The sequence below is a fragment of the Myceligenerans xiligouense genome, assembly GCF_003814695.1.
GTDB classification, from domain to species: domain Bacteria; phylum Actinomycetota; class Actinomycetes; order Actinomycetales; family Cellulomonadaceae; genus Myceligenerans; species Myceligenerans xiligouense.
Window position 1 is genome coordinate 485113 of sequence record NZ_RKQZ01000001.1, and the last position, 23884, is coordinate 508996.

The 23884-nt window shown below is 72.1% G+C and carries 22 protein-coding genes, 1 tRNA gene and 1 riboswitch; of the genes, 14 read left to right on the plus strand and 9 right to left on the minus strand.

Annotation, left to right across the window (positions count from 1 at the left end):
* Nucleotides 1-93: 93 nt before the first annotated feature.
* The 3 genes from EDD34_RS02110 to EDD34_RS02120 all read right to left on the minus strand — a co-directional run bounded on the left by EDD34_RS02110 (nt 94) and on the right by EDD34_RS02120 (nt 3084).
* Complete coding sequence (locus tag EDD34_RS02110) at nt 94-1005, minus strand: CAP domain-containing protein (RefSeq protein WP_123813104.1); 912 nt, start codon at nt 1003-1005, stop codon at nt 94-96.
* Nucleotides 1006-1104: 99 nt separating this feature from the next.
* On the minus strand, nt 1105-2055 hold the full coding sequence (locus EDD34_RS02115) for an MHYT domain-containing protein (protein WP_123813105.1): 951 nt from the start codon (nt 2053-2055) through the stop codon (nt 1105-1107).
* Nucleotides 2056-2373: 318 nt separating this feature from the next.
* Nucleotides 2374-3084, minus strand: a complete 711-nt coding sequence (locus EDD34_RS02120) for an iron-dependent transcriptional repressor DtxR (protein WP_123813106.1) — start codon at nt 3082-3084, stop codon at nt 2374-2376.
* A gap of 96 nt (nt 3085-3180) precedes the next feature.
* Here EDD34_RS02120 and serC point away from each other — a divergent pair, with 96 nt between their 5' ends.
* The 4 genes from serC to EDD34_RS02140 all read left to right on the plus strand — a co-directional run bounded on the left by serC (nt 3181) and on the right by EDD34_RS02140 (nt 7975).
* Nucleotides 3181-4293: a phosphoserine transaminase gene (serC, locus tag EDD34_RS02125; RefSeq protein WP_123813107.1), complete on the plus strand. Its 1113-nt coding sequence runs from the start codon at nt 3181-3183 to the stop codon at nt 4291-4293.
* Between the two features lie 137 nt (nt 4294-4430).
* Nucleotides 4431-4619: riboswitch (cyclic di-AMP (ydaO/yuaA leader) on the plus strand.
* Complete coding sequence (locus EDD34_RS02130; RefSeq protein ID WP_170176940.1) at nt 4619-5425, plus strand: C40 family peptidase; 807 nt, start codon at nt 4619-4621, stop codon at nt 5423-5425. Its footprint overlaps the riboswitch before it by 1 nt.
* A gap of 112 nt (nt 5426-5537) precedes the next feature.
* On the plus strand, nt 5538-6548 hold the full coding sequence (locus EDD34_RS02135; protein ID WP_123813108.1) for a universal stress protein: 1011 nt from the start codon (nt 5538-5540) through the stop codon (nt 6546-6548).
* Between the two features lie 146 nt (nt 6549-6694).
* Nucleotides 6695-7975, plus strand: a complete 1281-nt coding sequence (locus tag EDD34_RS02140) for an aspartate aminotransferase type Ic (RefSeq protein ID WP_123813109.1) — start codon at nt 6695-6697, stop codon at nt 7973-7975.
* 45 nt (nt 7976-8020) lie between these two features.
* On the opposite strand, the gene EDD34_RS02145 is transcribed toward EDD34_RS02140, so the two are convergent.
* Entirely contained in the window at nt 8021-8932 is a 912-nt protein-coding gene (locus EDD34_RS02145; RefSeq protein ID WP_246012143.1) for a hypothetical protein, read from the minus strand.
* Between the two features lie 49 nt (nt 8933-8981).
* Nucleotides 8982-9458, minus strand: a complete 477-nt coding sequence (locus tag EDD34_RS02150) for an OsmC family protein (protein WP_123813110.1) — start codon at nt 9456-9458, stop codon at nt 8982-8984.
* 183 nt (nt 9459-9641) lie between these two features.
* Between EDD34_RS02150 and EDD34_RS02155 the strand changes: the two genes are divergently transcribed.
* From EDD34_RS02155 to EDD34_RS02175, 6 genes are all read left to right on the plus strand, one after another.
* Entirely contained in the window at nt 9642-10253 is a 612-nt protein-coding gene (locus tag EDD34_RS02155) for a hypothetical protein (RefSeq protein WP_123813111.1), read from the plus strand.
* 42 nt (nt 10254-10295) lie between these two features.
* Nucleotides 10296-11126: a TrmH family RNA methyltransferase gene (locus tag EDD34_RS02160; RefSeq protein ID WP_123813112.1), complete on the plus strand. Its 831-nt coding sequence runs from the start codon at nt 10296-10298 to the stop codon at nt 11124-11126.
* Between the two features lie 76 nt (nt 11127-11202).
* Nucleotides 11203-12006: a thymidylate synthase gene (locus EDD34_RS02165; RefSeq protein ID WP_123813113.1), complete on the plus strand. Its 804-nt coding sequence runs from the start codon at nt 11203-11205 to the stop codon at nt 12004-12006.
* 2 nt (nt 12007-12008) lie between these two features.
* A complete protein-coding gene (locus EDD34_RS02170) occupies nt 12009-12563 on the plus strand; it encodes a dihydrofolate reductase (protein ID WP_123813114.1) in 555 nt (184 codons plus the stop codon).
* 21 nt (nt 12564-12584) lie between these two features.
* Nucleotides 12585-12707, plus strand: a complete 123-nt coding sequence (locus EDD34_RS21355) for a hypothetical protein (protein ID WP_281277736.1) — start codon at nt 12585-12587, stop codon at nt 12705-12707.
* Nucleotides 12704-13144, plus strand: a complete 441-nt coding sequence (locus EDD34_RS02175; protein ID WP_211341471.1) for a ribosomal maturation YjgA family protein — start codon at nt 12704-12706, stop codon at nt 13142-13144. The genes EDD34_RS21355 and EDD34_RS02175 overlap by 4 nt, the downstream gene beginning before the upstream one ends.
* 179 nt (nt 13145-13323) lie before the next feature.
* On the opposite strand, the gene EDD34_RS02180 is transcribed toward EDD34_RS02175, so the two are convergent.
* From EDD34_RS02180 to EDD34_RS02190, 3 genes are all read right to left on the minus strand, one after another.
* Nucleotides 13324-14853 (minus strand): serine hydrolase domain-containing protein, encoded by a 1530-nt coding sequence (locus EDD34_RS02180; RefSeq protein ID WP_123813115.1) that lies wholly within the window; start codon nt 14851-14853, stop codon nt 13324-13326.
* A gap of 331 nt (nt 14854-15184) precedes the next feature.
* Complete coding sequence (locus EDD34_RS02185) at nt 15185-16414, minus strand: MFS transporter (RefSeq protein WP_246012144.1); 1230 nt, start codon at nt 16412-16414, stop codon at nt 15185-15187.
* Nucleotides 16415-16758: 344 nt separating this feature from the next.
* Complete coding sequence (locus EDD34_RS02190) at nt 16759-18048, minus strand: ROK family transcriptional regulator (protein ID WP_123813116.1); 1290 nt, start codon at nt 18046-18048, stop codon at nt 16759-16761.
* Nucleotides 18049-18162: 114 nt separating this feature from the next.
* Here EDD34_RS02190 and xylA point away from each other — a divergent pair, with 114 nt between their 5' ends.
* Nucleotides 18163-19320 carry a xylose isomerase gene (gene xylA / locus EDD34_RS02195; RefSeq protein ID WP_123813117.1) on the plus strand — a complete coding sequence of 386 codons (1158 nt, stop codon included), beginning with the start codon at nt 18163-18165 and terminating at the stop codon, nt 19318-19320.
* 170 nt (nt 19321-19490) lie between these two features.
* Nucleotides 19491-21014: a xylulokinase gene (locus tag EDD34_RS02200; RefSeq protein WP_123813118.1), complete on the plus strand. Its 1524-nt coding sequence runs from the start codon at nt 19491-19493 to the stop codon at nt 21012-21014.
* Between the two features lie 21 nt (nt 21015-21035).
* Here the strand turns inward: EDD34_RS02200 and EDD34_RS02205 are convergent, their stop codons facing one another.
* Nucleotides 21036-22490, minus strand: a complete 1455-nt coding sequence (locus EDD34_RS02205) for a helix-turn-helix domain-containing protein (protein WP_123813119.1) — start codon at nt 22488-22490, stop codon at nt 21036-21038.
* A gap of 135 nt (nt 22491-22625) precedes the next feature.
* Here EDD34_RS02205 and EDD34_RS02210 point away from each other — a divergent pair, with 135 nt between their 5' ends.
* Nucleotides 22626-23567, plus strand: a complete 942-nt coding sequence (locus EDD34_RS02210) for a L,D-transpeptidase (RefSeq protein WP_170176941.1) — start codon at nt 22626-22628, stop codon at nt 23565-23567.
* A gap of 34 nt (nt 23568-23601) precedes the next feature.
* A tRNA-Arg gene (locus EDD34_RS02215) sits at nt 23602-23677 on the plus strand.
* Nucleotides 23678-23884: the final 207 nt, after the last annotated feature.

A 23884-nucleotide genomic window follows, 5' to 3' on the forward strand; every position in this document is an offset into this window, starting at 1 on the left:
GGAAACGCCGACCCGGCACGGACGAGGCGCCGAGCCCGCGTCCTGGTGCGCACCAGGACACGGACTCGGCGCCTCGTGCCGACGCGGAACTCCTCAGCCCAGGAAGACGTGGGCGCAGGTCATCTGCGCACCGTAGGACGTGTCCTCGCTGATGCAGGCGATGGCCCCCCGGGTGAAGCCCGCGTTGAGGATGTTCGCGCGATGCCCCTCGGAGTTCATCCAGCCGTCCGCGGCCTCCGCCGGGCTCCAGCCGCCGCGGGCGAGGTTCTCCCCGACGGTGGAGGTGGGGCAGCGGTCGAAGATCGGTTCGAGAGGCGCGTGCGCCAGTTCCATCCCGCGCAGTGCCTCCGCGCGTTCGAGCGCTTCGGCGTAGGCGCAGTCGTCGTGCACCAGCGCGGCGAGGCCGTTCGCCTCCCGGCGCTCGTTGACCTCCGCCTCCAGCGCTCTGGCGTACCGCTCCGAGTCGCTGAGGCCGGGCTCCGCGACCGCGCCGCCGTCGCTCCCGGTGCCGGCACCCGGGTCCGCGCCGCTGCCGGCGTCGCCTCCGGGCGAACCGCCCTCGGCGGCCGCATCGGTGTCCGACGGCGCTCGGCCGTTCCCGTCCTCGGCGTCCGGTGAGTCCTTCTCCGGCGCCGGCCGCACCTCGATCGTGCCGGACTCGACGGCGTCGACCACCGACGGCCCGTCTCCGGTCCGGTTCTCCGGGTCGGCCTCGTTCTCCGCACCGGTTTCGTGCTCCGTACCGGACTCGGGGCCCGTCCCGGAGCCGGACTCGGACCCGGTGTCGGTGCCGGAGGCGACCGTGTTCCTGACCGGCTCGGCCGCCTCGCCGATCTGCCATCCTCCGGACTCGAAGGCGGCTTCACCCGGACCCGGGTTGAACGTCACGGAGCAGGCTGACAACGTCAGCATCGCCGCCAGGGCGATCACCGGGGCGAGTGCCCGGGTGGTACCCGGCGGGCGGGTGGCGCGCACCGGATTCTGGGTGTTCGGGCGTCGTGCCATGGGGGTGACCTCTTCACGTCGCGGCGCTCGTAGCCTTGAGCGTTCTGGGGTGAAATGTCAAGCCGCGATCCTGGCTGTCCGGTGGCGACCGACCCCGGATCAGCGGAACTGCATCGAGCGGGGGCGCAGCTTCCCGGAGTCGGCCTGTCCGGGGGGCGGCTGCGAGCCGGCGGTTTCCCCGAATCCGGACGATGCGCCGGTGAGGCCGACATGGCCGGCCCGGAGCGCTTCTGACGCCGCAGCCAGGGAGGGGCCCTGTGCGGAACGGGTGCTCTCGCGCTCCTGGCTCTCCTTCAGCCGCGCCTCGAACTCGGCCTGTGCGCGGAGCTCGGACTCCGTCGGCCAGAGGCCGACGACGAGCACCAGCAGGAGCGTGACCACGGAGACGGCCATGACGAGCGGCACGAGCAGCTCGCCCGTCGAGACGCCGTCGGGGATCGCGTCGGTGCCGCCCGACAGGCGGACGCCCATCATGCCGGTGTAATGCATGCCCGTCACAGCGATGCCCATGACGATGGTGGCGATGATCGTGGCGACGGCGCCGCGGATGTGCGTGGTGCACCAGAGCGCCGCGGTGGCCGCGACGATCGCGATGATCACCGACGCGATGACGAAGACGCCGTTGAACTCCATCGTGGCGTTCATCTGCATGGCCGCCATGCCCATGTAGTGCATGGTGGCGACGCCGGAGCCGGTCAGGAACCCGCCGATCACCATGCCGGGCAGGCGCTGCCCGCCGATCTGGTTCACGAAGAGCCCGATGCCGACGACGACGATGGCGACGCCCGCGCTGAGGAGCGTGAGCGGGATGTCGTAGCGGATGGTCACGCCCTCGGGCACGAAGCCGAGCATCGCGACGAAGTGCATGACCCAGATGCCGGTGCCGCCGATGGCGACGGCGCCGAGACTCAGCCACGCGACCCGGGCGACGCCGGTGGCGGCCCGGGATCGGGAGGTGCAGGACAGGCCTACGGCGCAGCCCGTGCACGACAGCAGGAACGCCAGTACGGGTGTGATGAGCCCGTAGGCGAGGTGGTCGGTGAATGACATGTTCGGTTATTGGCCTCTCGGAGCTTCCTCGTAGCGGCCGCCCGTCTGGGGAGACAGACGCAGGCCCTGCGACGCAGGACCCCCTGCTCGACCCGTGGACTACTGGGGGGATGGGTCGTTATCGCAACGTTACCGAGGCGGGACCGAACGGACAATAGCGAACATGCCTCATCTTACCGAAACCTTTCACCACAAACGGTTAAAATCGCAGAGTGATGCGATCAGTCCGGTAGATGTGTCAGTTCGGGCTTCCCCGGCATAGCAAAGGCGGGAGTGCGGCACGCTACCGCACTCCCGCCGGTACTCCCATCACAGTTGCTATATGGCTGCGAACAGGTGCTTCGCGAGGTCCTCCGGCAGGTCGAGCACGGTTTCCGAACCTTCCGCGCCGACCGTGTAGACGCCGGCGTCGACGGCGATCGTGATGCGTGCGCCCGGCATGATGCCGGCCTCGGACAGGCGGGCGAGCAGCTCGACGTCCGTCTGCAGCGGCTCGGCGATCCGGGCCAGTGTCGCCGCCGACGGCGCGGGCGCGCCCTGCTTCGCCGCGGTCTCGAACAGGGCGGGCAGCGCGGCCACACCCTCGAGGTAGCGCGGCTCGGAGAAGTTCTCGCCGAGCTCGGCCAGGCCGGGGATGGGGTTGCCGTACGGGTCGACGTGCGGGTGGTCGAGCAGGCCGATCAGGCGCTCCTCCACCAGCTCGCTCATCACGTGCTCCCACCGGCACGCCTCGACGTGCACGTGCTCCCAGTCGAGCTTGATGACGTCGGTGAGCAGACGCTCGGCCAGGCGGTGCTTGCGCATCACGCGTCGCGCCTTGTCGTGCCCGGACTCGGTGAGCTCGAGGTGGCGATCGCCGGTCACGACCACGAGCCCGTCCCGCTCCATGCGCGCGACCGTCTGCGACACCGTGGGACCGGAGTGGCCCAGCCGTTCGGCGATACGGGCGCGCAGCGGCGTGATGCCCTCCTCGTCGAGCTCGTAGATCGTCTTGAGGTACATCTCGGTGGTGTCGATCAGGTCGGTCACGTCAACTCCATGTTCTCTGCGCGGCCCCGGGCCAAGCCTATCCGTGAACGTGGAACGTTCCGCGGTCGTGTCGGAGTCCCGAACTACAGTTCCGGTATGGCCCTGACGATCCCCGCTGACCTGCTTCCCGCTGACGGACGGTTCGGCTCCGGCCCCTCCAAGGTGCGCGAGGAGCAGCTCCGCCGCCTCCTCGACACGCCCACGGTGATGGGCACCTCCCACCGTCAGCCGCCGGTCAAGGATCTCGTGGGCCGCGTCCGCCGGGGCGTCGCCGAACTGCTGAGGGCCCCGGACGGGTACGAGGTGGTGCTCGGCAACGGCGGATCCACGGCGTTCTGGGACGTCGCCACGCTGTGCCTGGTGGAACGCCGTGCCCAGCACGCGGTGTTCGGGGAGTTCGGCGGCAAGTTCGCCCGTGCGACGTCCCGCGCCCCGTTCCTGGAGGGCTCGCAGGTGATCGAGGCTGAGCCGGGCACCGTCGCCCACCTCGCCGCCGCCGGTGGCGTCGACGCGTACGCCACCCCGCAGAACGAGACGTCCACCGGTGCCATGGCGCCGGTCCGGCGCGTCGCGGGGGCCGACGACGGCGCTCTGCTGCTCACGGACGCGACCTCGGGCGCGGGCGCGCTGCCCGTCGACCTGGCGCAGACCGACGCGTACTACTTCGCGCCGCAGAAGGTGTTCGGGTCCGACGGCGGTCTCTGGCTCGCGGTTCTCTCACCCGCGGCCGTGGAGCGGGCCGCCCGGGTGGAGTCCAGCGGGCGCTGGGTCCCGGAGTTCCTCTCCCTGACGGCGGCGGTCGAGAACTCCCGCAAGGACCAGACGCTGAACACGCCGGCCGTCGCGACCCTGGTCATGCTGGCCGACCAGCTCGACTGGATGCTCGGGAACGGCGGGCTGGACTGGGCGGTGAAGCGCTGTGCGACGTCGGCCCAGCACCTCTACGAGTGGGCGCGGGCGCGCGACTGGGCCGCACCCTTCGTGGGGCGGCCGGAGGAACGGTCCACCGTGGTGGGCACGGTCGACCTGGACGACGGCATCGACGCCGACCGGGTCATCGCGATCCTGCGGGAGAACGGGATCCAGGACGTGTTCGCCTACCGCAAGCTGGGGCGCAACCAGTTGCGCGTCGGGATGTACCCCGCCGTCGAGCCCGACGACGTCGCCGCGCTCACCGCGTGCGTGGACCACGTGGTGGAGCGGCTCTGAACGGGATGACGACGTCACGGTTATGCAAGATCTGTCCCGATAGTGTCCGGTGAGGGCTATTTCCGTTGCCATAACGTGACATGGCGGCCGGCCCTGCGGTACGTTCAGCACGCTCGACGGCTCAACGCCGACGGGCCTCCGGACGGACGCCGAACCCTGTCACCGGCCGGGGAAGCCCACGAACCGTATGACAGGGGCGGGGGACCCATTCCCGGGCGCCAGGGTGCGTCCTTGGGGTAAAGCGGCGCTGACCTCGTCACGCGTCGCCGGGTGTGCTCTCCTACCCGAACCCGACAGCTGACCTCGTAGGCATCTGGAGATACTCGTGACCGCACGTACTGCCGCAGGGCGCCACCGAGCCGCGCGCCGACCAGTGACTCCGCTCACCGATCTCGTGCAGAACTCCCAGCTCGGACGCCGGACCGCCGTCGCGGCCGCCGCCGGCGGGATCCTCGTCTCGACCTTCGGTGCGGCCGCGGCGCAGGCCGCACCCGGCGAGACCGTGAAGACCGACCTCAGCAAGCTCGGCAACCTCGACCTGGGCGCCCTCACCAACGAGGCCCACCAGGTCGTCGACGCCGCCCCGGTGGTCACCGTCGCCCGCGACGCCAAGATCGCCGCCGAGGCCGGCGTCGTCTCCGTGACCCCGGCCTCGGAGAACGAGGAGTACCAGGCGCAGCTCGCCGCCGAGGCGGCGGCCGAGGAGGAAGCAGCCGCTGCCGCCGCGGCGGAAGCGGCCGCGGCCGAGACCACCGCCACCGCGACCACGACCACGGCGACCACGGCCGCACCGGCCTCCGCCAACGGCTCCGAGATCATCTCGATCGCGTCGCGCTACGTCGGCACGCCCTACGTGTCCGGCGGCTCCAGCCCCAGCGGGTTCGACTGCTCCGGTTTCACCTCGTACGTCTACGCGCAGGTGGGCATCTCGCTGCCGCGCTCGTCGTCGGCCCAGGCCGCCGGCGGCACGATCGTGTCGGCATCCGCGGCCGTGGCGGGCGACCTGGTCTACGCCCCCGGCCACATCGGCATCTACGCGGGCGGCAACACCATGATCGACGCCCCGAAGCCGGGTGACACCGTGCAGTTCCGGACCATCTGGATGAGCAACCCGACCTTCATCCGGTACTGATCCGTCCACACTCCCGACGAGAGCCGAGCCAGGACCCGCGTCCCGGCTCGGCTCTCGTGCGTCTGCGATAGCGTGGGAGCGCGCGGTACACGCTCCGACGAGGAGGACGCAGATGTCTCAACCCGATGTCGTACTGGTGGGGGTCGACGGGTCCGCCGCCAGCACGCACGCGCTCGACTGGGCGGTGGCCTGGGCCGACAGGGTCGGCTGGTCGCTGCATCTCGTGAGCAGCTACACGCTTCCCTCGTTCACCGCCGCCTCGCTCGACGGCGGTTACGCCGCGTTCGACGACACCTCGATGGCCGAGGGCGCCAAGGCGGTCCTCCACGAGGCCGAGGAGCGTGCCGTCGCGGCGGGAGCACGGGTCACGACATCGGTGGCCACGGGCGATGCGGCGGGTGTGCTCGTGGAGCTCTCCGCCGACCACGGCCTGGCCGTGGTGGGCACGCGCGGGCGCGGCGGGTTCACGGAGCGGCTGCTCGGCACGGTGTCGTCGGCGCTGCCGGCGCACGCCCACTGCCCGGTGGTCGTGGTGCCGCTGAGCTCGGCGAAGCGTGACATGTGGCACCGCGGGGTCCCCGACGAGGCCGCGGACGCGACCGCCGGCGAACCCCGGACCGCCGTCGGGCACGACGATGTCCTGCCCGCCGAGGCGGTGGGGCCGGGTGGTCGGCCCGAGGTGCGCCGGATCGTCGTCGGCGTGGACGGGTCACCACAGGCCGAGGCTGCCCTCACGAAGGCGATCGAGCAGGCGCAGGCGTGGGACGCCGAGCTCTCTGCCGTGGCCGGCGTACCGGTGGGGTCCGGGGCGGGGCTGCTGGCGTGGCTGCCGTCGAACATCGACCACGAGCAGGTCCTCGCCGACGTCGCCGCGGGTCTGGACGCGATCGTCGACAAGCACGAGGCGCTGCACCCCGGGATGCGGATCCGGCGGATCGTGCTCGACGGTTCGGGCGCGGAGCTCCTCACCGAGTTCTCCACCGCGGCGGACCTGATCGTGGTGGGTTCACGGGGCCGCGGCGGCTTCCGTGGCCTGCTCCTCGGGTCGACGAGCCAGGCGGTGCTGCACCACAGCGCGTGCCCCGTCCTCGTGGTCAACCGCCACTGCCAGGACGAAGGATGAAGCGCCAGGGCGAGGGCCGAGGCGCGGGGCACTCTCCCGGAGCGGGTCCGATGCGGAGCGGCCGGGAGTGCTGCCGGGACCGAGGACCGATCCGGGCGGCGAGATCGTGATGTCGTTTCCGGGGTTCCGCGCGTAGGGTTCCTGAGGTGACCACTACGACGTCGTCCCCGAACGCCGCCGCGCTCACCGCGGCCCTTCCCGAGCTGCGTGAGGCCTACGCGGCGCTCCAGGCCAAGGGCCTGAAGCTCGACCTCACCCGCGGCAAGCCCTCCGCCGAGCAACTGGACCTGGCGAACCCGATGCTGGCCCTGCCGGGGGACCGCTCGCGTTCCGAGTCCGGTACGGACGTGCGCAACTACGGCGGTCTCGACGGGCTGCCCGAGCTGCGCGCGATGTTCGCGGAGCTGCTGGACGTCCCGGTGGAACAGCTGCTGGCCGGGGGCAACGCGTCGCTGACGATGATGTACGACACCGTCGTCCGGGCGATGCTGTTCGGGTTCCCGGAGTCGCCGGCACCCTGGTCGCGCGAGGAGACCGTGCGCTGGATCTGCGCGGTGCCCGGGTACGACCGCCACTTCGCCGTGTGCGAGGAGCTCGGGATCGAGATGATCACGGTCCCGATGACCGAGTCCGGGCCCGACGCCGCGGCGGTGGCGGAGCTCGTCGCCGACGACCCCACGATCAAGGGCATGTGGGTGGTGCCGACCTACGCGAACCCGGACGGCTCCGTGGTGTCCGACGACGTGGCGCGGGCCCTGGCCGAGATGCCGGCCGCCGCGCCCGACTTCCGCATCCTCTGGGACAACGCCTACGCGCTGCACCACCTGACCGACACCGAGACGCGGACCGCCCCCATCCTCCAGTTCGCCGCGGCGGCCGGTAACCCGGACCGCGTCATCATGTACGCCTCGACGTCGAAGATCACCTGGGCGGGCGCCGGTGTCGCGTTCCTCGCGTCGTCGCCGGCGAACGTCGCCTGGTACAAGAAGCATCTCGCGAAGGCGTCCATCGGGCCGGACAAGGTCAACCACCTGCGGCACGCCCTGTTCTTCGGGTCCGCGGACGGCGTGCGGGAGCACATGCGCAAGCACCGCGAGATCCTCGCGCCCAAGTTCGAGGCCGTCACCGCGATACTCGCCGACCGGCTCGGCGAGTACGGGGTGGGGGAGTGGACCGACCCGCGGGGCGGGTACTTCGTGTCACTCGACGTGCTGCCGGGAACGGCCGCGCGCGTCGTGGCCCTCGCGAAGGACGCCGGGATCGCGCTGACGCCGGCCGGGGCCACCTTCCCGTACGGGAAGGACCCGGAGGACAAGAACATCCGGCTCGCGCCGTCCATGCCGCCCCTCGCTGAGGTGACGGCGGCGATGGAGGGCGTGGCCACGTGCGTGCTGCTGGCGGCCGCTGAGGCGCTGGCCGGGGAGTAGCCGGCGGGGCGCCGGGGGCGGCGCACGGAGGGAGAGCTCGGCGCGTCAGGACTCCGGTGGCTGCTCCAGCTCGCGGCGTTGCCTGCCGCGCAGGCCGCTGAAGCGCGTCGTGCCGCCGAAGCGCCTCGTGCCGCCGAGGCGTCCGGCGCCGGTCTCCCTGGCGGGCTTCTTGGCGGGCGGGCTCTCGATCACGCGCGGGAAGTGGTCCGGCGGCGGGCCGAACGCGATCCGGGACTGGGAGATCACGGTGTGACCGAGGGCGCGCGCCCCGAACCAGCCGACCACCGCGCCGACCCCGAAGGGCAGGATGCGGCCGACGAGGAGGCTGCCCTGCTTGGCCAGCTGCTTCTGCACGAACTTGTGGGTGAGGGCCTTGTTGACCCGCGCCAGCGTGGTGCGGGGCATGCTCGTGAGCAGCACCTTGCCCCAGGCCACGCCCGAGCCGCCGACCGCGTTCTCCACGTCCTGCGCGCCCTTGTCCCCCAGCACGGTCGCCAGCAGGAGGGCGCGCCGGCGCGGCACGTCCTCGGTGGCGATGCCGTGCACGTCCGCGACGGCCAGGGAGAAGGCGGCCGAGGACGCGAAGAACGTGGCCACGTCACTCGTGGACAGCGCGGCGCTCGTCGCGGTGCCGACGGCGGGGATCGCGGCCGCGGCGCCCACCGCGCTGCCCGTGGTCTCGATGACCCGCAGGTACTCCTTCTCCAGGAGGGTGATCACCTCCGCCGGGGAGGCGTGCGGGTTCCGGGCACGGATCTTGTCCACGTGCCGGCGGATCGCCGCGGACGGGACCGTCACGGCCTTGTCGATCAGATGATCGAGCGGGCTGCTGGGCTTGTAGTTCACCCAGTCCGCGGGCGTGACCTCGATGGAGTTGTCCGGCTTGAGCACCTCGTCGCCGGGGCCGCCGGCCTCCGGGGGGCGGGTGTGGTCCATCTGCTGCTCGTCCTTGGCCATGAGGTCCTCTCGGCAGGTGTCGGGGACGTGCGGTCCGGGTGGGGCGGGCTCAGCCGCCCTGCTGCCCGGGCTGGTTGAACTGGGCGGGCGGCACCTCCGCGCCGGCCCTGAGCGTGCGGCCCACCGTGCAGGCCTTGTCGATGGCGCGCTGGGCGATGGTGAGGAGCTTCTCGCGGTCGGCGTCGTCGAGTTCGCCGAGGTCCACCTCGAACTTCTCCGTGAGGACCGGGTAGCGGTCCTCCGCCATGTCCTTCGGGTCCTCCACGCGGATGGTCGCCGCGTAGTCGTCCCCGAGCCGGCGCGCGAACGCGCGGTCGCTGCTCATCCCGGCGCACGCCGCCAGGGCGATCTTCAGCAGCTCGCCCGGAGTGAAGACGGCACCGGCCCCCGCCGGGCCGACCTCGACGCGGGCGCCACGCGCCGAGAAGCCGGTGTATGTGCGTACACCGTTCCGCTCCACCCACAGGGCATCGGTGGGGGACGGCGTCACAGGGGCATCGGTGGTCTGGCCGATCGTCTCGCTCATGGGTCTGATCCTTCCATCTGAGTCTGACATCGCGGGGACATGTCGTCGGTCTCGCCCGCCGGGCCCTTCGTGCGGCAGGCAGGGCGGACGTCCGGCAGGCGGCGAACCTCCTGACGTCAGCGCGATTCGCCCCCCGTGCAACGCGGCGTGCGGCCCGGGCGTTCCCGGTCGATGATCACTTCTATGAGCGATGGGAATGCGGCTCCGGGAGCCGCGGAGGGCAAGGAGGGTGCCGGCGTCGGGGCCGACGGACCTGCCGGTGCGTCGTCGTCCGACAACGTCTGGCTGGACTGGCGGGGCTGGATCAAACGGGTGATCGTGGCGGTCGCACTGGTCGTCGTGGTGTGGCTGGTGTACCAGTTCCTCGCCGCGTTCCTGCCGCGCTGGTGGGCGCAGACGATCGGCGACGCCGTGGACGGTTCGTTCGCGGCGGGGGCGTGGTGGGGCTTCCTGATCGGCCTGGTCTTCACGGCCGGGCCCGTCGTCCTCCTGCTCCTGGCCGCGTGGCCGGGTCCGCGGTCGGCGCCGGTCCGGACCGGGCTGGTCGTGCTCGCGATCCTGTGCGCTGCCCCGAACCTCCTGACGATGGCGGTGGTGCTGGGGTCGTCGAACGCCGCGCACGCGGGCGAACGCATCATGGACGTGGACGCGCCGGCGTTCCGTGGGGCATCGCTGGCCGGCGCGCTGACCGGCGGGATCCTGGCCCTCGCGCTGACGGGTCTGATCGCCTGGTTCCGGCTCCGCGGCAGGCGCCTCAAGGAGCTGCAGGCGCGGGGCGCCGGTCCCGCGAGGTGAGGGCACCGGCCGCCCACTCTCCCGACCGGCGAGAATGATCCCGTGGCTGTCACTCGGATCACCTCACGCAACGCCCGGTTCCAGGTGCTGCGGACGCTGCTGACCAACCGCACCAAGCGGCACCGGGCGGGCGAGTTCATCGTCCAGGGCGTCCGGCCCATCTCGATGGCCGTCGAGTTCGGCTGGGAGATCCGCGCCCTCCTGTACGACGGCGAACGGTCCCTCTCGTCATGGGCGCGGGACCTGCTCCGGACCGTTCGGACGGCGCAGCAGACGGCGATGTCCCCGGAGCTGCTCGCCGAACTGAGCGAGAAGGGCGACGGCGCCGTCGAGATCCTCGCCGTGGTGGCGATGCGGCCCGACGATCTGCACCGCATCCCCGTCCGGGACGACTTCCTCGGCGTCGTGTTCGACCGGCCGACCCAGCCCGGGAACATCGGCGCGATCATCCGCTCGGCCGACGCGTTCGGCGCCCACGGCGTCATCACGACCGGCCACGCCGCCGACGCGTACGACCCCAAGTCGGTCCGGGCCTCGACCGGATCCTTCTTCGCGATGCCGGTGGTCCGGGCGGCGTCGCCCCGCGACGTGGCCGCGTGGGTGGAGGCGCGGCGCTCGGCGGGCGTACCGGTGGTCGTGGCCGCGACCGACGAGCACGGGGACGCGGACGTGTCCGGGTTCGACCTGACGCAGCCCGTGCTCCTGCTGGTCGGCAACGAGACGAACGGCCTGTCGAACACCTGGCGTGAGCTCGCGGACGTGACGGTGAGCATCCCGATGGCAGGGGCCGCCAGCTCCCTGAACGCCGCCAACGCCGCGTCGGTGATGCTGTACGAGGCGCGCCGCCAGCGGACGTTCCATCCCGTGTCGTAGCGCGCCCTTGGCCTGCGACAAAGGCGGCGTAGCGGCGGGTTTGCGGCGTCGCCCGTGTTAGGACAAGGTTGGCGACGTGAGCACGATCCCCACCCCGTACGAGGACCTCCTGCGCGACGTGCTCGCCACCGGCACGCACAAGAGCGATCGCACGGGAACCGGGACGCGCAGCGTCTTCGGGCGGCAGATCCGGTTCGACCTCTCCCAGGGGTTCCCGTTGATCACCACCAAGAAGGTGCACCTCAAGTCCATCGTGTATGAACTGCTGTGGTTCCTCCGCGGCGAGTCCAACGTGCGGTGGCTGCAGGAGCACGGCGTCACCATCTGGGACGAGTGGGCCGACGAGAACGGCGACCTCGGGCCCGTCTACGGCGTGCAGTGGCGGTCGTGGCCCACGCCGTCGGGCGAGCAGATCGACCAGATCGCCCGCGTGATCGACCAGATCCGCACCAACCCGGACTCGCGCCGCCACATCGTCACCGCCTGGAACCCGGCCGAGGTCGAGGACATGGCCCTGCCGCCCTGCCACGCCATGTTCCAGTTCTACGTCGCCGACGGAAAGCTCAGCTGCCAGCTCTACCAGCGATCGGCCGACCTGTTCCTCGGCGTGCCCTTCAACATCGCGTCGTACGCACTGCTCACGCACATGGTCGCGGCGCAGACGGGGCTCCGGGCCGGCGACTTCGTGTGGACCGGCGGCGACTGCCACATCTACGACAATCATCTCGAACAGGTCACCACGCAGCTCACGCGCGATCCCTACCCTTACCCGACGCTCCGCCTCGCGCCCCGCGACTCGATCGCCGACTACGAGTACGCGGACGTCGAAGTCCTCGGCTACGCGTCCCACCCGGGCATCAAGGCCCCGGTGGCGGTGTGACGATGGCGACGATCTGCCTGATCTGGGCGCAAGCCCGCGACGCCGCCGGAAGGCCGGTCATCGGCGCGGCGGGCGCGATCCCGTGGCACCTCCCGGAGGACTTCGCGCACTTCAAGGCGACCACGTCCGGACACCCCGTGGTGATGGGCCGCCTCACCTGGGAATCCCTCCCCAAACGGCCGCTGCCGCGCCGCACCAACGTAGTGATCAGCAGCCTCGGCGCGGTGATCGGCATGGCCGCCGTCCCCACCCACGGCGAAGGATCGACCACCCCGACCACGAAGGTGGAGGTGGCCGGTTCGCTCGACGAGGCCCTGGCGCTCGCGGCGGACGCTCCCGGGGGCGACGAGATCTGGGTGATGGGCGGCTCACGCGTCTACGCCGAGGCGATGGAGACGGCGGAGCGGCTGGAGATCACCGAGGTGGACCTCCAGGTGGAGGGCGACACGTTCGCACCCGTCATCGACCCGGCGGCCTGGCGGCCGGCCTCGACCCGGGACTGGACGACGTCGGCGTCGGGCGTCCGTTTTCGGCACGTCACCTACGTGCGAGCATGACACCCGGAGACGGTCCTGGGTATGCGCATGACCTCACGCCACGCGATCCGTCACCACGCGGCAGCAGCTTCTTGCGTGGCCGCGTCGATCGCGGCGCTGACCGGCGACACCCCGGAAGCGACCAAGACCGAGTCCGACGAGTGACCGCCACCGTGCCCCGCGCGATGACGGTCGTGCTCGCGGTTGCCGTCGTCCTCGCCGGGCTCGGTGCCCGGGCCGTCCTGCCGGGCGCCGTGGGCGGACCGGTCGGCGACGCGCTGTACGCGACGCTCGTCGTGCTGCTGGTCATCCTGGTGCGGCCACGCACGTCTCCGGCGGTGGCGGCCGTCATCGGGTTCACGATCTGTCTCACGATCGAGTTCTTCCAACTCACGGGGATACCGGTCGCCGTCGCAGAGAGGTTTCCCCTGGCCCGGCTCGTCCTCGGAACCACTTTCTGGGCTCCAGACCTCCTGCGCTACGCGGTCGGCGCGGCCCTCGGGGGCGCTCTGTCGGGTGCACTGTCCGGCGCTCTGCGCGGCGCCGCCACGCGGCGGGTCGCCGAGGAGGAGCGCCGGGCCCGCCACGGGAGCAATGGCTGAGCAGAGCCCGGGCGAGATCCGGATCGGACAGGCCTGCCGGGTGCCGCCACGGACCCCGAGCTGACTTCGGTTCAGCAGGGCCGGAAGGACCTCATGGAGCCGGCAAAGTGGGTCTCCGGCCCTGCTGAACGCAACTCAGCGGGCCTTGGTGTCCTGGGAGTGTGGTGAGGGGCTTCTGTTCAAGACCCGCCCGAGTGGTTCGCGATCAGGTAGGTGGCGTGGAACGTCCAGGACGGGGCGACCGATTCGCCGAAAGCCTGGGACTGGACCGCGAGAGAGCCGCCCGCCGCCCGCACGAGGCGTAGCCGCCAGGTGGTCAGGTCGTCCCCGTGCAGCGCGCAGCGAACGTCCAGTGTCCCTGGCCCTGAGTGGCCCGCGGTGACGACGGCGGGCCGTCCGGCGATCCGGGTCCGGACGGGCTGGTCGAAGCGGAACTCGATGTCCCAGCCGTCTCCGCGATGCCGCATGGCGCGAAGACGACCGCCGTCGTCGTGCAGCGACAGGAGGAGTTCGGCCGGTCCGGGACCGTCCGCGACGTTCTTGAAGGTCCCGCCCACGTCCGGCAGGGTCGAGGCATCATGGCGCGGTGCCGGCCAGTCGAGGGCGACCGTGTGTGGCGAGCCGGGCGTCCGACCCGCGTCGATCACGGCGGTGAGTGGGGCGACCAGGGCGTCCATGACCTCGTCGAGCAGGCGCTGGTCGCCGCTTCCGCAGGCCTGGGCATCGGCGGTGACGACGACGGCGAGGTGCCGGGCGGGGTCGCCGTACACGATCTGCCCGCCGAGCCCGAACATCAGCCAGCCGCCGCGTGCCGGGAGCCACAGCTGGTATCCGTAGCCGGTCCGTAGGGTCTCGCCCCAGGTCAACTGGGACGTGTCGGCTTGCCGGCGGGTGGCGTCGCGCAGATATGCCGCAGGGATCAGGGAGCTGCGACCGGGTCCGCTGCCGTCGGGTCCGCTGCCGCCGGGAGTGCCGCCGCCGGGAGTGCCGTCGCCGGGCGCGCCGTCGGTCGTGCCGCCGCCGGGTCCGCCGCCAGGCGTGCCGTCGTCGAGCAGGAGGTGCGCGAGGCGTAGCAGGTCGCGCGGGGTGCAGATCAGGCCCGAGCCGCCGTGGGCGATTCCCTCCGGTCCCGTGAGGAACCGCAGTCCGGGGTCGACGCCGATCGGGTCGAGCAGGCGCGGCCGCAGGTAGTCCGGCAGCGGGATGCCCGCGAGGCGTTCCACGAGCGCTGCCAGGACGTAGGAGCCGGACGTGTCGTAGGTGAACAGTGTCCCCGGCGGGTGCGTCGGCGGCACTCCGAAGTACGACTCGAGCCAGTCGCCCGCGGTCAGCTCGAATGTCGTGGCCCGGTGCGGGCCGCGCATGGCGAGCAGGTGCCGGATCGTCGTGGCCTCGAGCCACGGGTGCACGGGCGCCATCTCCGGGAAGTGCCGGATGATCGGGTCGTCGAGGTGCAGCGCTCCCTCCGCGGCGAGGAGTCCGACGGCCAGGCCGGTCACCGTCTTCGACACCGAGTACATGCGCTGCGGCACGTGCGGACCGCGCGGCGCGCACGCGGCACTCGCGACGATCTCGCCGCCGACGCTCACCTCGATCGTGTGCAGGGCGATGTCGAGGGCGTCCGCCCGCCGTGCCAGCCCTCGGATGGCGACGGCGGCCGTCTCGGCTGCGGTGTCGTGAAGCGGCGGTCGGCCGGGCTGACGATCCATCGGCCGGGATACTACCCGGTCGGCTGACTGAGCGGCCGAACCGCACCCTCACCCTGCCTCGCCCCGCCAGGCGTCGCCGTTCAATCCGCCCTCCTGTCCTCGAACCGCATTTTTGGCCCGCCATACGCCGCCGAACCGCATGTTCGTCACGCCTGGTGTCGCCGAACCGCATGTTGAATCGTGCCAACATGCGAATTGAACGATTCAACATGCGGTTCGGCAGATGGGGGCGAGGTCGGGCTGCGGTTCGGCGACGAGAGGCCGACATCCTGCTGCCGTTCGGCGACAGGATCGGAGGAGGCGCCGGGGCCGCTGGTGCCAGCTCTCGGCGTCAGTCGGCCTCCGCGTGGGCGATGTGGCCCAGCGCCCGCCAGATCAGGGCGAGCGTGATCCCGGCTCCCACGAAGCCGAACCAGAACGGCGCCGTCAGACCCCACTGCTCGGCGATCACGCCACCCAGGGCGTTGCCGATCAGGATGCCGCCGAAGACGGACACCATGTTGAGCGAGCCCACACGTCCCTGCAGCTCGATCGGCGTCGCCCGCTGCCGGACGGCGTTCGAGATCGCGCCCCACACGAACGAGTACGCGCCGAACGCGAACATCGCGGCGAACGCGCCCCACTCGGTCGTGTTGATGGCGAGCACCAGATGCCAGAGGACCTCGCAGCTCAGCACCACCCGCATGATCAAGGCGAACGAGAACCGTCGCTGGAGCTTGTCGAACGCCGCGGTGCTGAGCAGACCACCCAGGGCCATCGCCGTCGTCAGGAGGCCGAACTCCAGCTGGCTCATGCCCAGGTGCTCCGTCGTGTAGAGCACGAGGACGCCCATCGGGGCGGCGTAGGTGATGTTGAACGTGAGGATCGTGAGCATCAGGGTGCGCACGGCCGGGGTGCGCCACACCCAGCGCAGCCCGTCGGCGATGTCCTGGCGGACATGGGTGCTGATGTCGCCGCGCACCGGGCCGCGAGGCGTCACCACCTGCGCGACCAGCACGATCGCGAGACCGACCGCCACCGCCTGGACCAGGAACGGCCACACCATGCCGGCGGCGAACAGGAGGGCGCCGAGGGGCGGCCCCGCGAGCTGGTTCGCCGTGAGGAAGCCCGCTTGCAGGCGCGCGTGACCGATCGCCAGGTCCTTCTTGTCCACCAGCATCGGCATGAGCGTCTGGCTCGTGGTGTCGGCGAACACCTCGGCGATGCCGAGGGCGAGCATGACGGCCAGGACCAGGGTGATGTTCACGGCACCCGTGACGATGAAGGCGCCCAGCGCGGCGATCACGAGGACCCGCAGCGCGTCTGCCACGATCACGAGCCGACGGCGGTCCACCCGGTCCGCGATGGCTCCGGCCCACAGCCCGAACAGCAGCCACGGCAGCTTGTTGAGCAGGGCCGCGAGGGCGACGAGGAAGGGCGAACCGGTCTGGGACGCGACCAGCAGCGGCCCGGCCGCCATGGCGATCCCGTCGCCGATGTTGCTCACCCACGAAGAACCGACGAGCCACCTGAACGACCGTCCCATACGTTCTGGAAAGACGGCCTCGACGAACTTGGTCACGAGGACGGGATTCTATGTGGCAGACGCCGTGAGGGGCAGTTGTTTTCTCGGCCGCGAGCCCGCCGGGAACCACGCGACAGCACGGCGCGCGGCCTCGTGCGCGGTGGCGCATCGCATGTTTCCGCAGGTCGTCAACGAACATGGACGAGCGTCCAAACTTGTGTTGACGCACGCCCCAATCGGGTGCAGACTTCTGGGCAGACGGTGCGCATCGCCCGCCCCCTGCGCGGTGCGCACCGTCATACCCCATCGGGCTCCGGCCCGATCGTGACGCCCCTTCGGACCCCCTGCCGGAGGGGCGTCACGCGTATCCGCGCCCGGTTCGGCGTCGCGGCGGCGGGCACTCAGGTCCAGGCCGCCGGGGCCGCCAGCACGGCGCGCAACACCTCGTGCGCGCCGCCCGTGAGCGCGGCCTGGGCTCCGGCTCGCGCCGAGCGAACCTCCAGCTCCACGAACGGCGCCGCGAGCACCCGCTCGGCCAGGACGGACTCGACCTCCGGCCGGAGCCACGGCAGCAGGTCCGTGTAGATCCCGCCCAGCACCACGGTGTGGACATCGACGAGGTTCACGAAGTCGGCGAGCGCGGAGCCCAGTGCCTGTCCCGCCCGCCGCACCGCTGCGTCCGCGGCGGCACGCGAGGCGGGCGAGTCCAGGCCCGTGTGCGCCGTCGTCGGCGGGTCCGCGTCGGACGCGGCCGGGTCGCCGCCCGCGTCCGCCGTCGTCGGGCGCGGGGCACCGAGCAGGGCGAGGAGGTCGGCGAGAGGGGCGTCGGCGGCGAGACCGGCGGCGCCGGCCAGTGCTTCCTTCCCGGCGAACTGCTCGAGGCAGCCGCGCGCCCCGCACGAGCAGCGCGGCCCCGCGGGGTCGACGACGACGTGTCCCACCTCGCCGTTCCACCCACGTTCCCCGAGGAACAGCTCGCGCCCGACGACGATCGCCGCGCCGATGCCGACGTCGCCCGAGACGTACAGGAACGAATCCGGTATGGCTGCTCCGGCGCCCGCGGGACCCGGGCCGCCGAGTTCGGCGAGGGCGGCGAGCTTCGCCTCGTTGGCGATCTCGACGGGCAGGCCGGCAAGGCCGAGCAGGGGGACGGGCGCGACGGAGGACCATCCGAGGTTCGGCGCGACGTCGAGGACGCCGGCGCGCGCGTCGACGAGGCCGGGCAGGGCCAGGCGTGCCCCGGCGAGCCGCATGCCGCGGTCGTGCGTGTCCCGGGCGATGTCGTTCGCGATCCGGCCGAGCTCGCCGAGCACCTCGGCGGGGTCGCTGTCGTGGAACGCGCCCGGCACCACGCGCTCCGCGACGACCGCGCCCGTGAGGTCGATCGCGCGGGCGCCGAGGTAGTCGACGTTCACCTCGAGCCCGAGGCCGAGGACGGAGCGGCCCGCGGGGACGAGCGGCACGGCGGGCCGGCCGGCGCGTCCGTCGGCGACGGCGGGCAGCTCGCGCAGCAGGCGCGCCCCGATGAGCTGGTCGATCAGGGTGGAGACGGTCGCGCGGGTGAGGCCGGTCGTCGCGGCGACGCCCGCGCGGGACGGGGGCTCCGGGGCCTCGAAGACCGCCCGTGCCACGAGTTCGAGGTTGCGTTCGCGCAGGGTGTGCTGACGGGAGGCCGCCGACGTCGTGGTCACGCCTTGACTGTAGCGGAGTTCTCGGGGGATAGTTCATTCGTACAACAAATAGGCTCGCGGCGTCGCAGGGACGCTGCGCCGTGCGCGCGGGCCGACCTCGACGAGGAGATCCACGTGAGCGACATCAAGTACTCCTTCGGCCTGTGGACCATCGGCTGGAGAGCCCAGGACCCGTTCGGCGCCGCGACCCGCCCGGCCCTCGACCCGGCCGAGTCCATCCGCAAGCTCGCCGACCTCGGCGCCTGGGGCTTCACGTTCCACGACAACGACGTGTTCCCGTTCGACGCCGACGAGTCGGCCCGGCAGGCGCACATCGACTCGGTGAAGAAGGCCGCCGCGGAGTCCGGCCTGGTCTGCGAGATGGTCACCACCGACACCTTCCAGCACCCGATCTTCAAGGACGGCGCGTTCACCTCGAACAACCGGCAGGTGCGCCGGTTCGGCCTGCGCAAGGTGCTGCGCAACGTCGACCTCGCCGCGGAGATGGGCGCCTCCACCTTCGTCATGTGGGGTGGTCGTGAGGGCACCGAGTACGACAACTCCAAGGACCTGGCCTCGGCCCACGCCCGCTACGCGGAGGGCATCGACACCGTCGCCGCCTACATCAAGTCGCAGGGCTACGACCTGAGGATCGGTCTGGAGCCCAAGCCGAACGAGCCGCGCGGCGACATCTTCCTGCCGACCATCGGCCACGCCATCGCCCTGATCGACACGCTCGACAACGGCGACATCGTCGGCCTCAACCCGGAGACGGGCCACGAGCAGATGGCGGGCCTGAACTACACGCACGGCATCGCGCTCGCGCTGTACTGCGGCAAGCTCTTCCACATCGACCTGAACGGCCAGCACGGGCCCAAGTACGACCAGGACCTCGTGTTCGGCCACGGCGACCTGCTGTCCGCGTTCTTCACCGTGGACCTGCTGGAGAACGGCTTCCCGAACGGCGGCCCGCGCTACGAGGGCCCGCGCCACTTCGACTACAAGCCCTCGCGCACCGAGCACCTGGACGGCGTGTGGGAGTCGGCCAAGGCGAACATGGCCACCTACGACATGCTCGCGGCCAAGGCGGCGGAGTACCGCGCGGACTCCGAGGTGCAGGCCGCCTTCGAGCACGCCGGTATCTTCGAGCTCGGCGAGTCCACCCTGGCCGAGGGCGAGACCATCGAGCAGTTCCTCGCCTCGGACGAGACGTACGACGTCGACGCCCTGGCGGAGCGCGACTACGGTCTGGTCAAGCTCCACCAGCTCGCGCTGAAGCACCTCATCGGCTGAGCCTCCCGTCCCTCCTCCCGGAACCCGGGTGCTGACCCGTCGCGTCGTCGACGCGGGGTCGGCATCCTGGTTCCGACACCCTGGACGCCGGCCGGCAGCAGCAGCTCGCCGGCCGGCGTCCCGGTAGTCGTTCTTCCCGTGCCTGTCGTTTCCCCCCACCAGGAGCACTGATGCCCCTCGTCGCCGGCGTGGACACCTCCACGCAGTCCTGCAAGATCGTCGTCCGCGACGCCGCCACCGGGGAGCTGGTCCGGTCCGGCTCCGCCAAGCACCCGGACGGCACCGAGGTCCACCCCGACCACTGGTGGACCGCGTTCACCCAGGCCGCCGAGGCCGCCGGCGGCCTCGCCGACGTCGCCGCGATCGCCGTCGGCGGCCAGCAGCACGGCATGGTCGTCCTCGACGCCGAGGGCCGGGTCATCCGCGACGCCCTCCTGTGGAACGACACCCGTTCCGCCGACGCCGCCGAGACGCTGGTCGCCGAGCTCGGCGAGGGTGACCGCACCGTCGGCGCCCAGCGGTGGGCCGACGCCGTCGGCTCGGTCCTGGTCGCGTCCCTCACCGTCACCAAGCTCCGCTGGCTGCACGATGCCGAGCCGGACAACGCCGCGCAGGTCGCCGCTGTCGCGCTCCCGCACGACTGGCTGTCCTGGCGTATCGCCGGCTACGGCCCGGCGGGAGACCCGAGCGCCCCGCTCGGCCCGGACCTGAACGCCCTGTTCACCGACCGGTCCGACGCGTCCGGCACGGGGTACTACGACGCGCAGGGCGCGGACGGGGCCGGCGAGTACCGTGCCGACCTGCTCCGCATGGCTCTCGGCCGCGACGACGTCGTGCTGCCGCGTGTGCTCGGGCCGGCCGGGTCCGGCGGCGTCGCGCACCCGTCCGTGGCGGGGGCCGACGTCGACGGCGGCGCGCTCATCGGCCCGGGTGCCGGGGACAACGCGGGCGCGGCGCTGGGCGTCGGCATGACGCCGGGCGACGTCGCGATCTCGATCGGCACCTCGGGCGTGGTGTCCGCGGTGGCGCCGCGGCGCACCGCCGACGGGTCCGGCGCGATCAACGGTTTCGCCGACGCCGCGGGCAACGCCCTGATGCTCGCCGTCACGCTCAACGCGGCCCGCGTGCTCGACGCCGCGCGGGAGGTGCTCGGCGTCGGCTTCGACGAGCTCGCGTCGCTCGCGCTCCAGGCTCCCGCCGGGTCCGACGGCCTGGTCCTCGTCCCCTACCTGGAGGGCGAGCGCACCCCCAACCGGCCCGACGCCACCGGGACGCTGCACGGCATCCGCCTGGCGACGTCGACCCGCCCGCACCTCGCGCGCGCCTACATCGAGGGCATGCTGTGCGGGCTCGCGGACGGACTCGACGCACTGCGGGCGCAGGGCGTGCCCGTGGAGCGCGTCATGCTGATCGGCGGGGCGGCACAGTCGCCGGCCGTCCAGGAGATCGCGCCGCAGGTGTTCGGCCTGCCGATCGCGGTCCCCGAGCCCGGCGAGTACGTCGCCGACGGCGCCGCCCGCCAGGCGGCGTGGGTGCTCGCGGCCGCGTCCGGCCCGGCCTCGGAGCCGACGACGGGCGCGGGCGCGGCACCGGTCGCGCCGCCGGAGTGGTCGACCACGATCGCCGCCACCCTGGACGCGGATCCGCGTCCGGTGATCCGGGCGCAGTACGCCGAGGTCAGAGACCTCGTGTGACGGCCGCCGAGGCGGCGGGCATCAGGTCCGGACCACCGGGATCGAGCCCGTCGCCTCGAACGTCTTGAGGTGCTTGCTCACCGTCCGTTCGCTCACGCTCAGCTGCTTCGCGATGGACTTCAGGGTCGCCCCCTGGGCGCGGAGATCGATGATGCGGTTCACGGTCGCCTCGTCGAGCCGTGTGCCGGGCCGCCGCTCGGCGGGGGTGGTGCTGCGGTCGGATCTCGTCCGGCGTTCCGCGTCGTCCGTCCGGGGAGCCGGCGCGGAGGAGCGCACCTCGGTGCGGCGGTCGTCGAGGGCGGCAGCCCGACGTTGTTCGACGGGCTGCGGTCCGGGCCGGGCCACCACGGTCGCCACGGGAATCGCCCCGGTCGGCGGCCGGACCGGCGCCGGAGCCTGCGGCGCCGGAGCTCCGATGGGGCGCACCCCTGCCGCGTGCGGGGCCGCGCCGGTCAGCGCCGCGACCGCGGCCGCCGCCCCCTCGCCGTAGGGGCGTCGTCGCTCGGCCGCCGGATCGGCGGATGCGGCGGGCGCGGCGGGCGCGGTGGATGCGACGGGCCGATCCGCGGATTCCGGGCGCGGGGACGGTGTCCAGGCCTCCTCGATCGCCCGGCCGTCGCGGGGCTCGGCGGCCGCGATCCTCGCGTGGTCGGCGGCCGACGCGCCCTCGGCGGGCGACAGGGCAGGCCGACCGCGTCCCGTCGGCGCGAGGTCGGCGACGACGGCGTCGACCGCGCGGCGCTCGTACTCCGGCGCGGCGGGTTCCTCGTCGGACACGAGGACGCCGGCCAGCCGCCGCCGGTCATCGGCATGCAGGCGCGCGACGTCGGCGGTTCCGTCGCCGACGGCCGACAGGGCCTCGGCCCACGCGGCGACCTGGGCGCGCATCTCCGTGGGCGGGACGGTGCGCAGCGCGATCGACCGGGCACGACGCCGTCTCGCTTCCGCGCGCAGCAGCCGGCGGCGGGAGGACCGCGACCTGTCGAGGAGGCTCTGGGCCCGGAACAGGTCCTCGGTGGTCAGGAACAGCGCGTGCATCCGCCGCGCCTGGCGCAGGCCGGACCAGGACATGCCTGTCGCGAGGTGGCGGTCCCCGATGAGAGCCAGGTGCCACATCAAGGCGGCCAGCAGCGGGACCAGGAAGCGGAAGATCCCGGCGCCCACCGGGTGGCCGATGAAGATCTCGTGCCAGGCGGCGAACGCCCCGGACGCGGACGAGAGCGCCCACGTCAGCGTGAGCAGCGTGCCGCCGGGGCGGTTGTCCTTGGCCGCCTCGCGAGCCAGGAGCGCCACGGTGACCAGGGACAGTTCGAAGACGCCGGCCGTGGCGTACGCCGTGGCGGGGTCCATCGCCAGGACGTCGATACCGAACTGCACCATCGCCAGGTAGGCGGAGCCCGTGGAGACCAGCGCGACGGAGACGGCGGCAGTCAGCACCAGTTTTCGTGAGCGGAGCTGCTGCGGGTTCGGGGGCACTGGACTCTCCTCGGGGAACTGGGGGTTTCGGGCGCGTGCGGCAAAAAGATATCGGACTTGTATGACATTCCGTTTTCGCTCGGGGCCGAGCTGCGGATCCTCCGGCACAATGAGTTCCGGATGGAGGTGACGGGGATGAACGCACCCGCGGGACCGCAGGGCGCCGGCCTGTCCGCCGGGCTGGTCACGGATTCCGGGGGCACGCTGAGCCGGGGCCGGGTCGTGGCACTCGTCGGGGGTGCGATCGCCCTGCTCGTGGTCGCCGGGGCCGGAGTGATCGCGGTGCTCCAGGACGATCCCACCGCGCGGTGGGCGGCCGAAGCGGCGCCATCGGTCGCGAGCCCGTCGCCGACCCCCTCGCCCACGCCGAGCCCCACACCCGTCGAGTTCGACCTGGCCGCGCTCGAGGTTCCGACGATCGAGTCCGTCCTGCCGCGCATGCCGCGGTCGACGGTGGCGACCCTGGGCGACCTGCCCGGCAAGGCCGCCGTCCCGAAGGAGGACCGCACGGCGGTCTGGGCCGAGCCGGACGCCTCGACGATGCCGCGTCTCGCGCTGGCCTCCACCCAGTACGACTACGACGCGCGCTGGCTGGTGCTGCAGACCGAGGGCGACTGGGTGCAGGTGCTCCTGCCGTACGGCCGTGGCGCGCTCCCGTCCTCCGACCCGGGCGGGGTGAACGGCGCGGCCGGCTGGGTGCAGAAGAAGACCGTCGGTCTGGAGCGGGAGGACCGCTCGATCGTCGTCGACCTCTCGGATCGTGCCGTGCTCGTCGACGCCGGCGACGAGCGGATCACCCTTCCCGCCGGCATCGGGGCGCCGAGCACGCCGACGCCGCGCGGCGTGGCGCAGGTCATGACCGTGACCATGGCGTCGAACACGGGGCTGAGCCTGTTCCTGTCGGCGCAGTCGGAGGCGCTCGACACGTTCGCGGGCGTGAACTACGCGGCGACCGCGCTCCACGTCGGCGTGGGCCAGGGGCAGGAGATCAGCAACGGGTGCGTCCGGCTCACGCCCGCGGGGTTCGACGCGGTCAAGGACCTCCCGGCGGGCGTGCCGGTCGTCGTCCGGGCATGACCGCGGTCTCGTTCACGTTAGGCTGTGTGCCCGAGCGCCTGTAGCTCAGTGGATAGAGCACCGCTCTCCTAAAGCGGGTGTCGTTGGTTCGAATCCAATCAGGCGCACCAACGGAATAGGCCCCTTACCTGCAAAGACGCCGGTAAGGGGCCTTGCTCGTTTCGAAGGCATGTCCCCTCCGTGCCTTCCTCGGATCCTCGGCTCGACCACGAATATCACTGCGAGTGCGGTGAGGATGCCTGCACCTGCTTCTTCGTGTCCTGGGGCGGGGTGCCGGAGGGCTCGGTGGTGGGTGAGCTGGAGCCGCGCGAGGCGGG

Bases quoted from the DNA above. Each gene is read 5' to 3' on its own strand.
- EDD34_RS02110 (WP_123813104.1), bottom strand. From the start codon at position 1,005: ATGGCACGACGCCCGAACACCCAGAATCCGGTGCGCGCCACCCGCCCG.
- EDD34_RS02115 (WP_123813105.1), bottom strand. From the start codon at position 2,055: ATGTCATTCACCGACCACCTCGCCTACGGGCTCATCACACCCGTACTG.
- serC (WP_123813107.1), top strand. From the start codon at position 3,181: ATGGCCCTGACGATCCCCGCTGACCTGCTTCCCGCTGACGGACGGTTC.
- EDD34_RS02135 (WP_123813108.1), top strand. From the start codon at position 5,538: ATGTCTCAACCCGATGTCGTACTGGTGGGGGTCGACGGGTCCGCCGCC.
- EDD34_RS02145 (WP_246012143.1), bottom strand. From the start codon at position 8,932: ATGGCCAAGGACGAGCAGCAGATGGACCACACCCGCCCCCCGGAGGCC.
- EDD34_RS02150 (WP_123813110.1), bottom strand. From the start codon at position 9,458: ATGAGCGAGACGATCGGCCAGACCACCGATGCCCCTGTGACGCCGTCC.
- EDD34_RS02155 (WP_123813111.1), top strand. From the start codon at position 9,642: ATGAGCGATGGGAATGCGGCTCCGGGAGCCGCGGAGGGCAAGGAGGGT.
- EDD34_RS02170 (WP_123813114.1), top strand. From the start codon at position 12,009: ATGGCGACGATCTGCCTGATCTGGGCGCAAGCCCGCGACGCCGCCGGA.
- EDD34_RS21355 (WP_281277736.1), top strand. From the start codon at position 12,585: ATGCGCATGACCTCACGCCACGCGATCCGTCACCACGCGGCAGCAGCT.
- EDD34_RS02180 (WP_123813115.1), bottom strand. From the start codon at position 14,853: ATGGATCGTCAGCCCGGCCGACCGCCGCTTCACGACACCGCAGCCGAG.
- EDD34_RS02200 (WP_123813118.1), top strand. From the start codon at position 19,491: ATGCCCCTCGTCGCCGGCGTGGACACCTCCACGCAGTCCTGCAAGATC.
- EDD34_RS02210 (WP_170176941.1), top strand. From the start codon at position 22,626: ATGAACGCACCCGCGGGACCGCAGGGCGCCGGCCTGTCCGCCGGGCTG.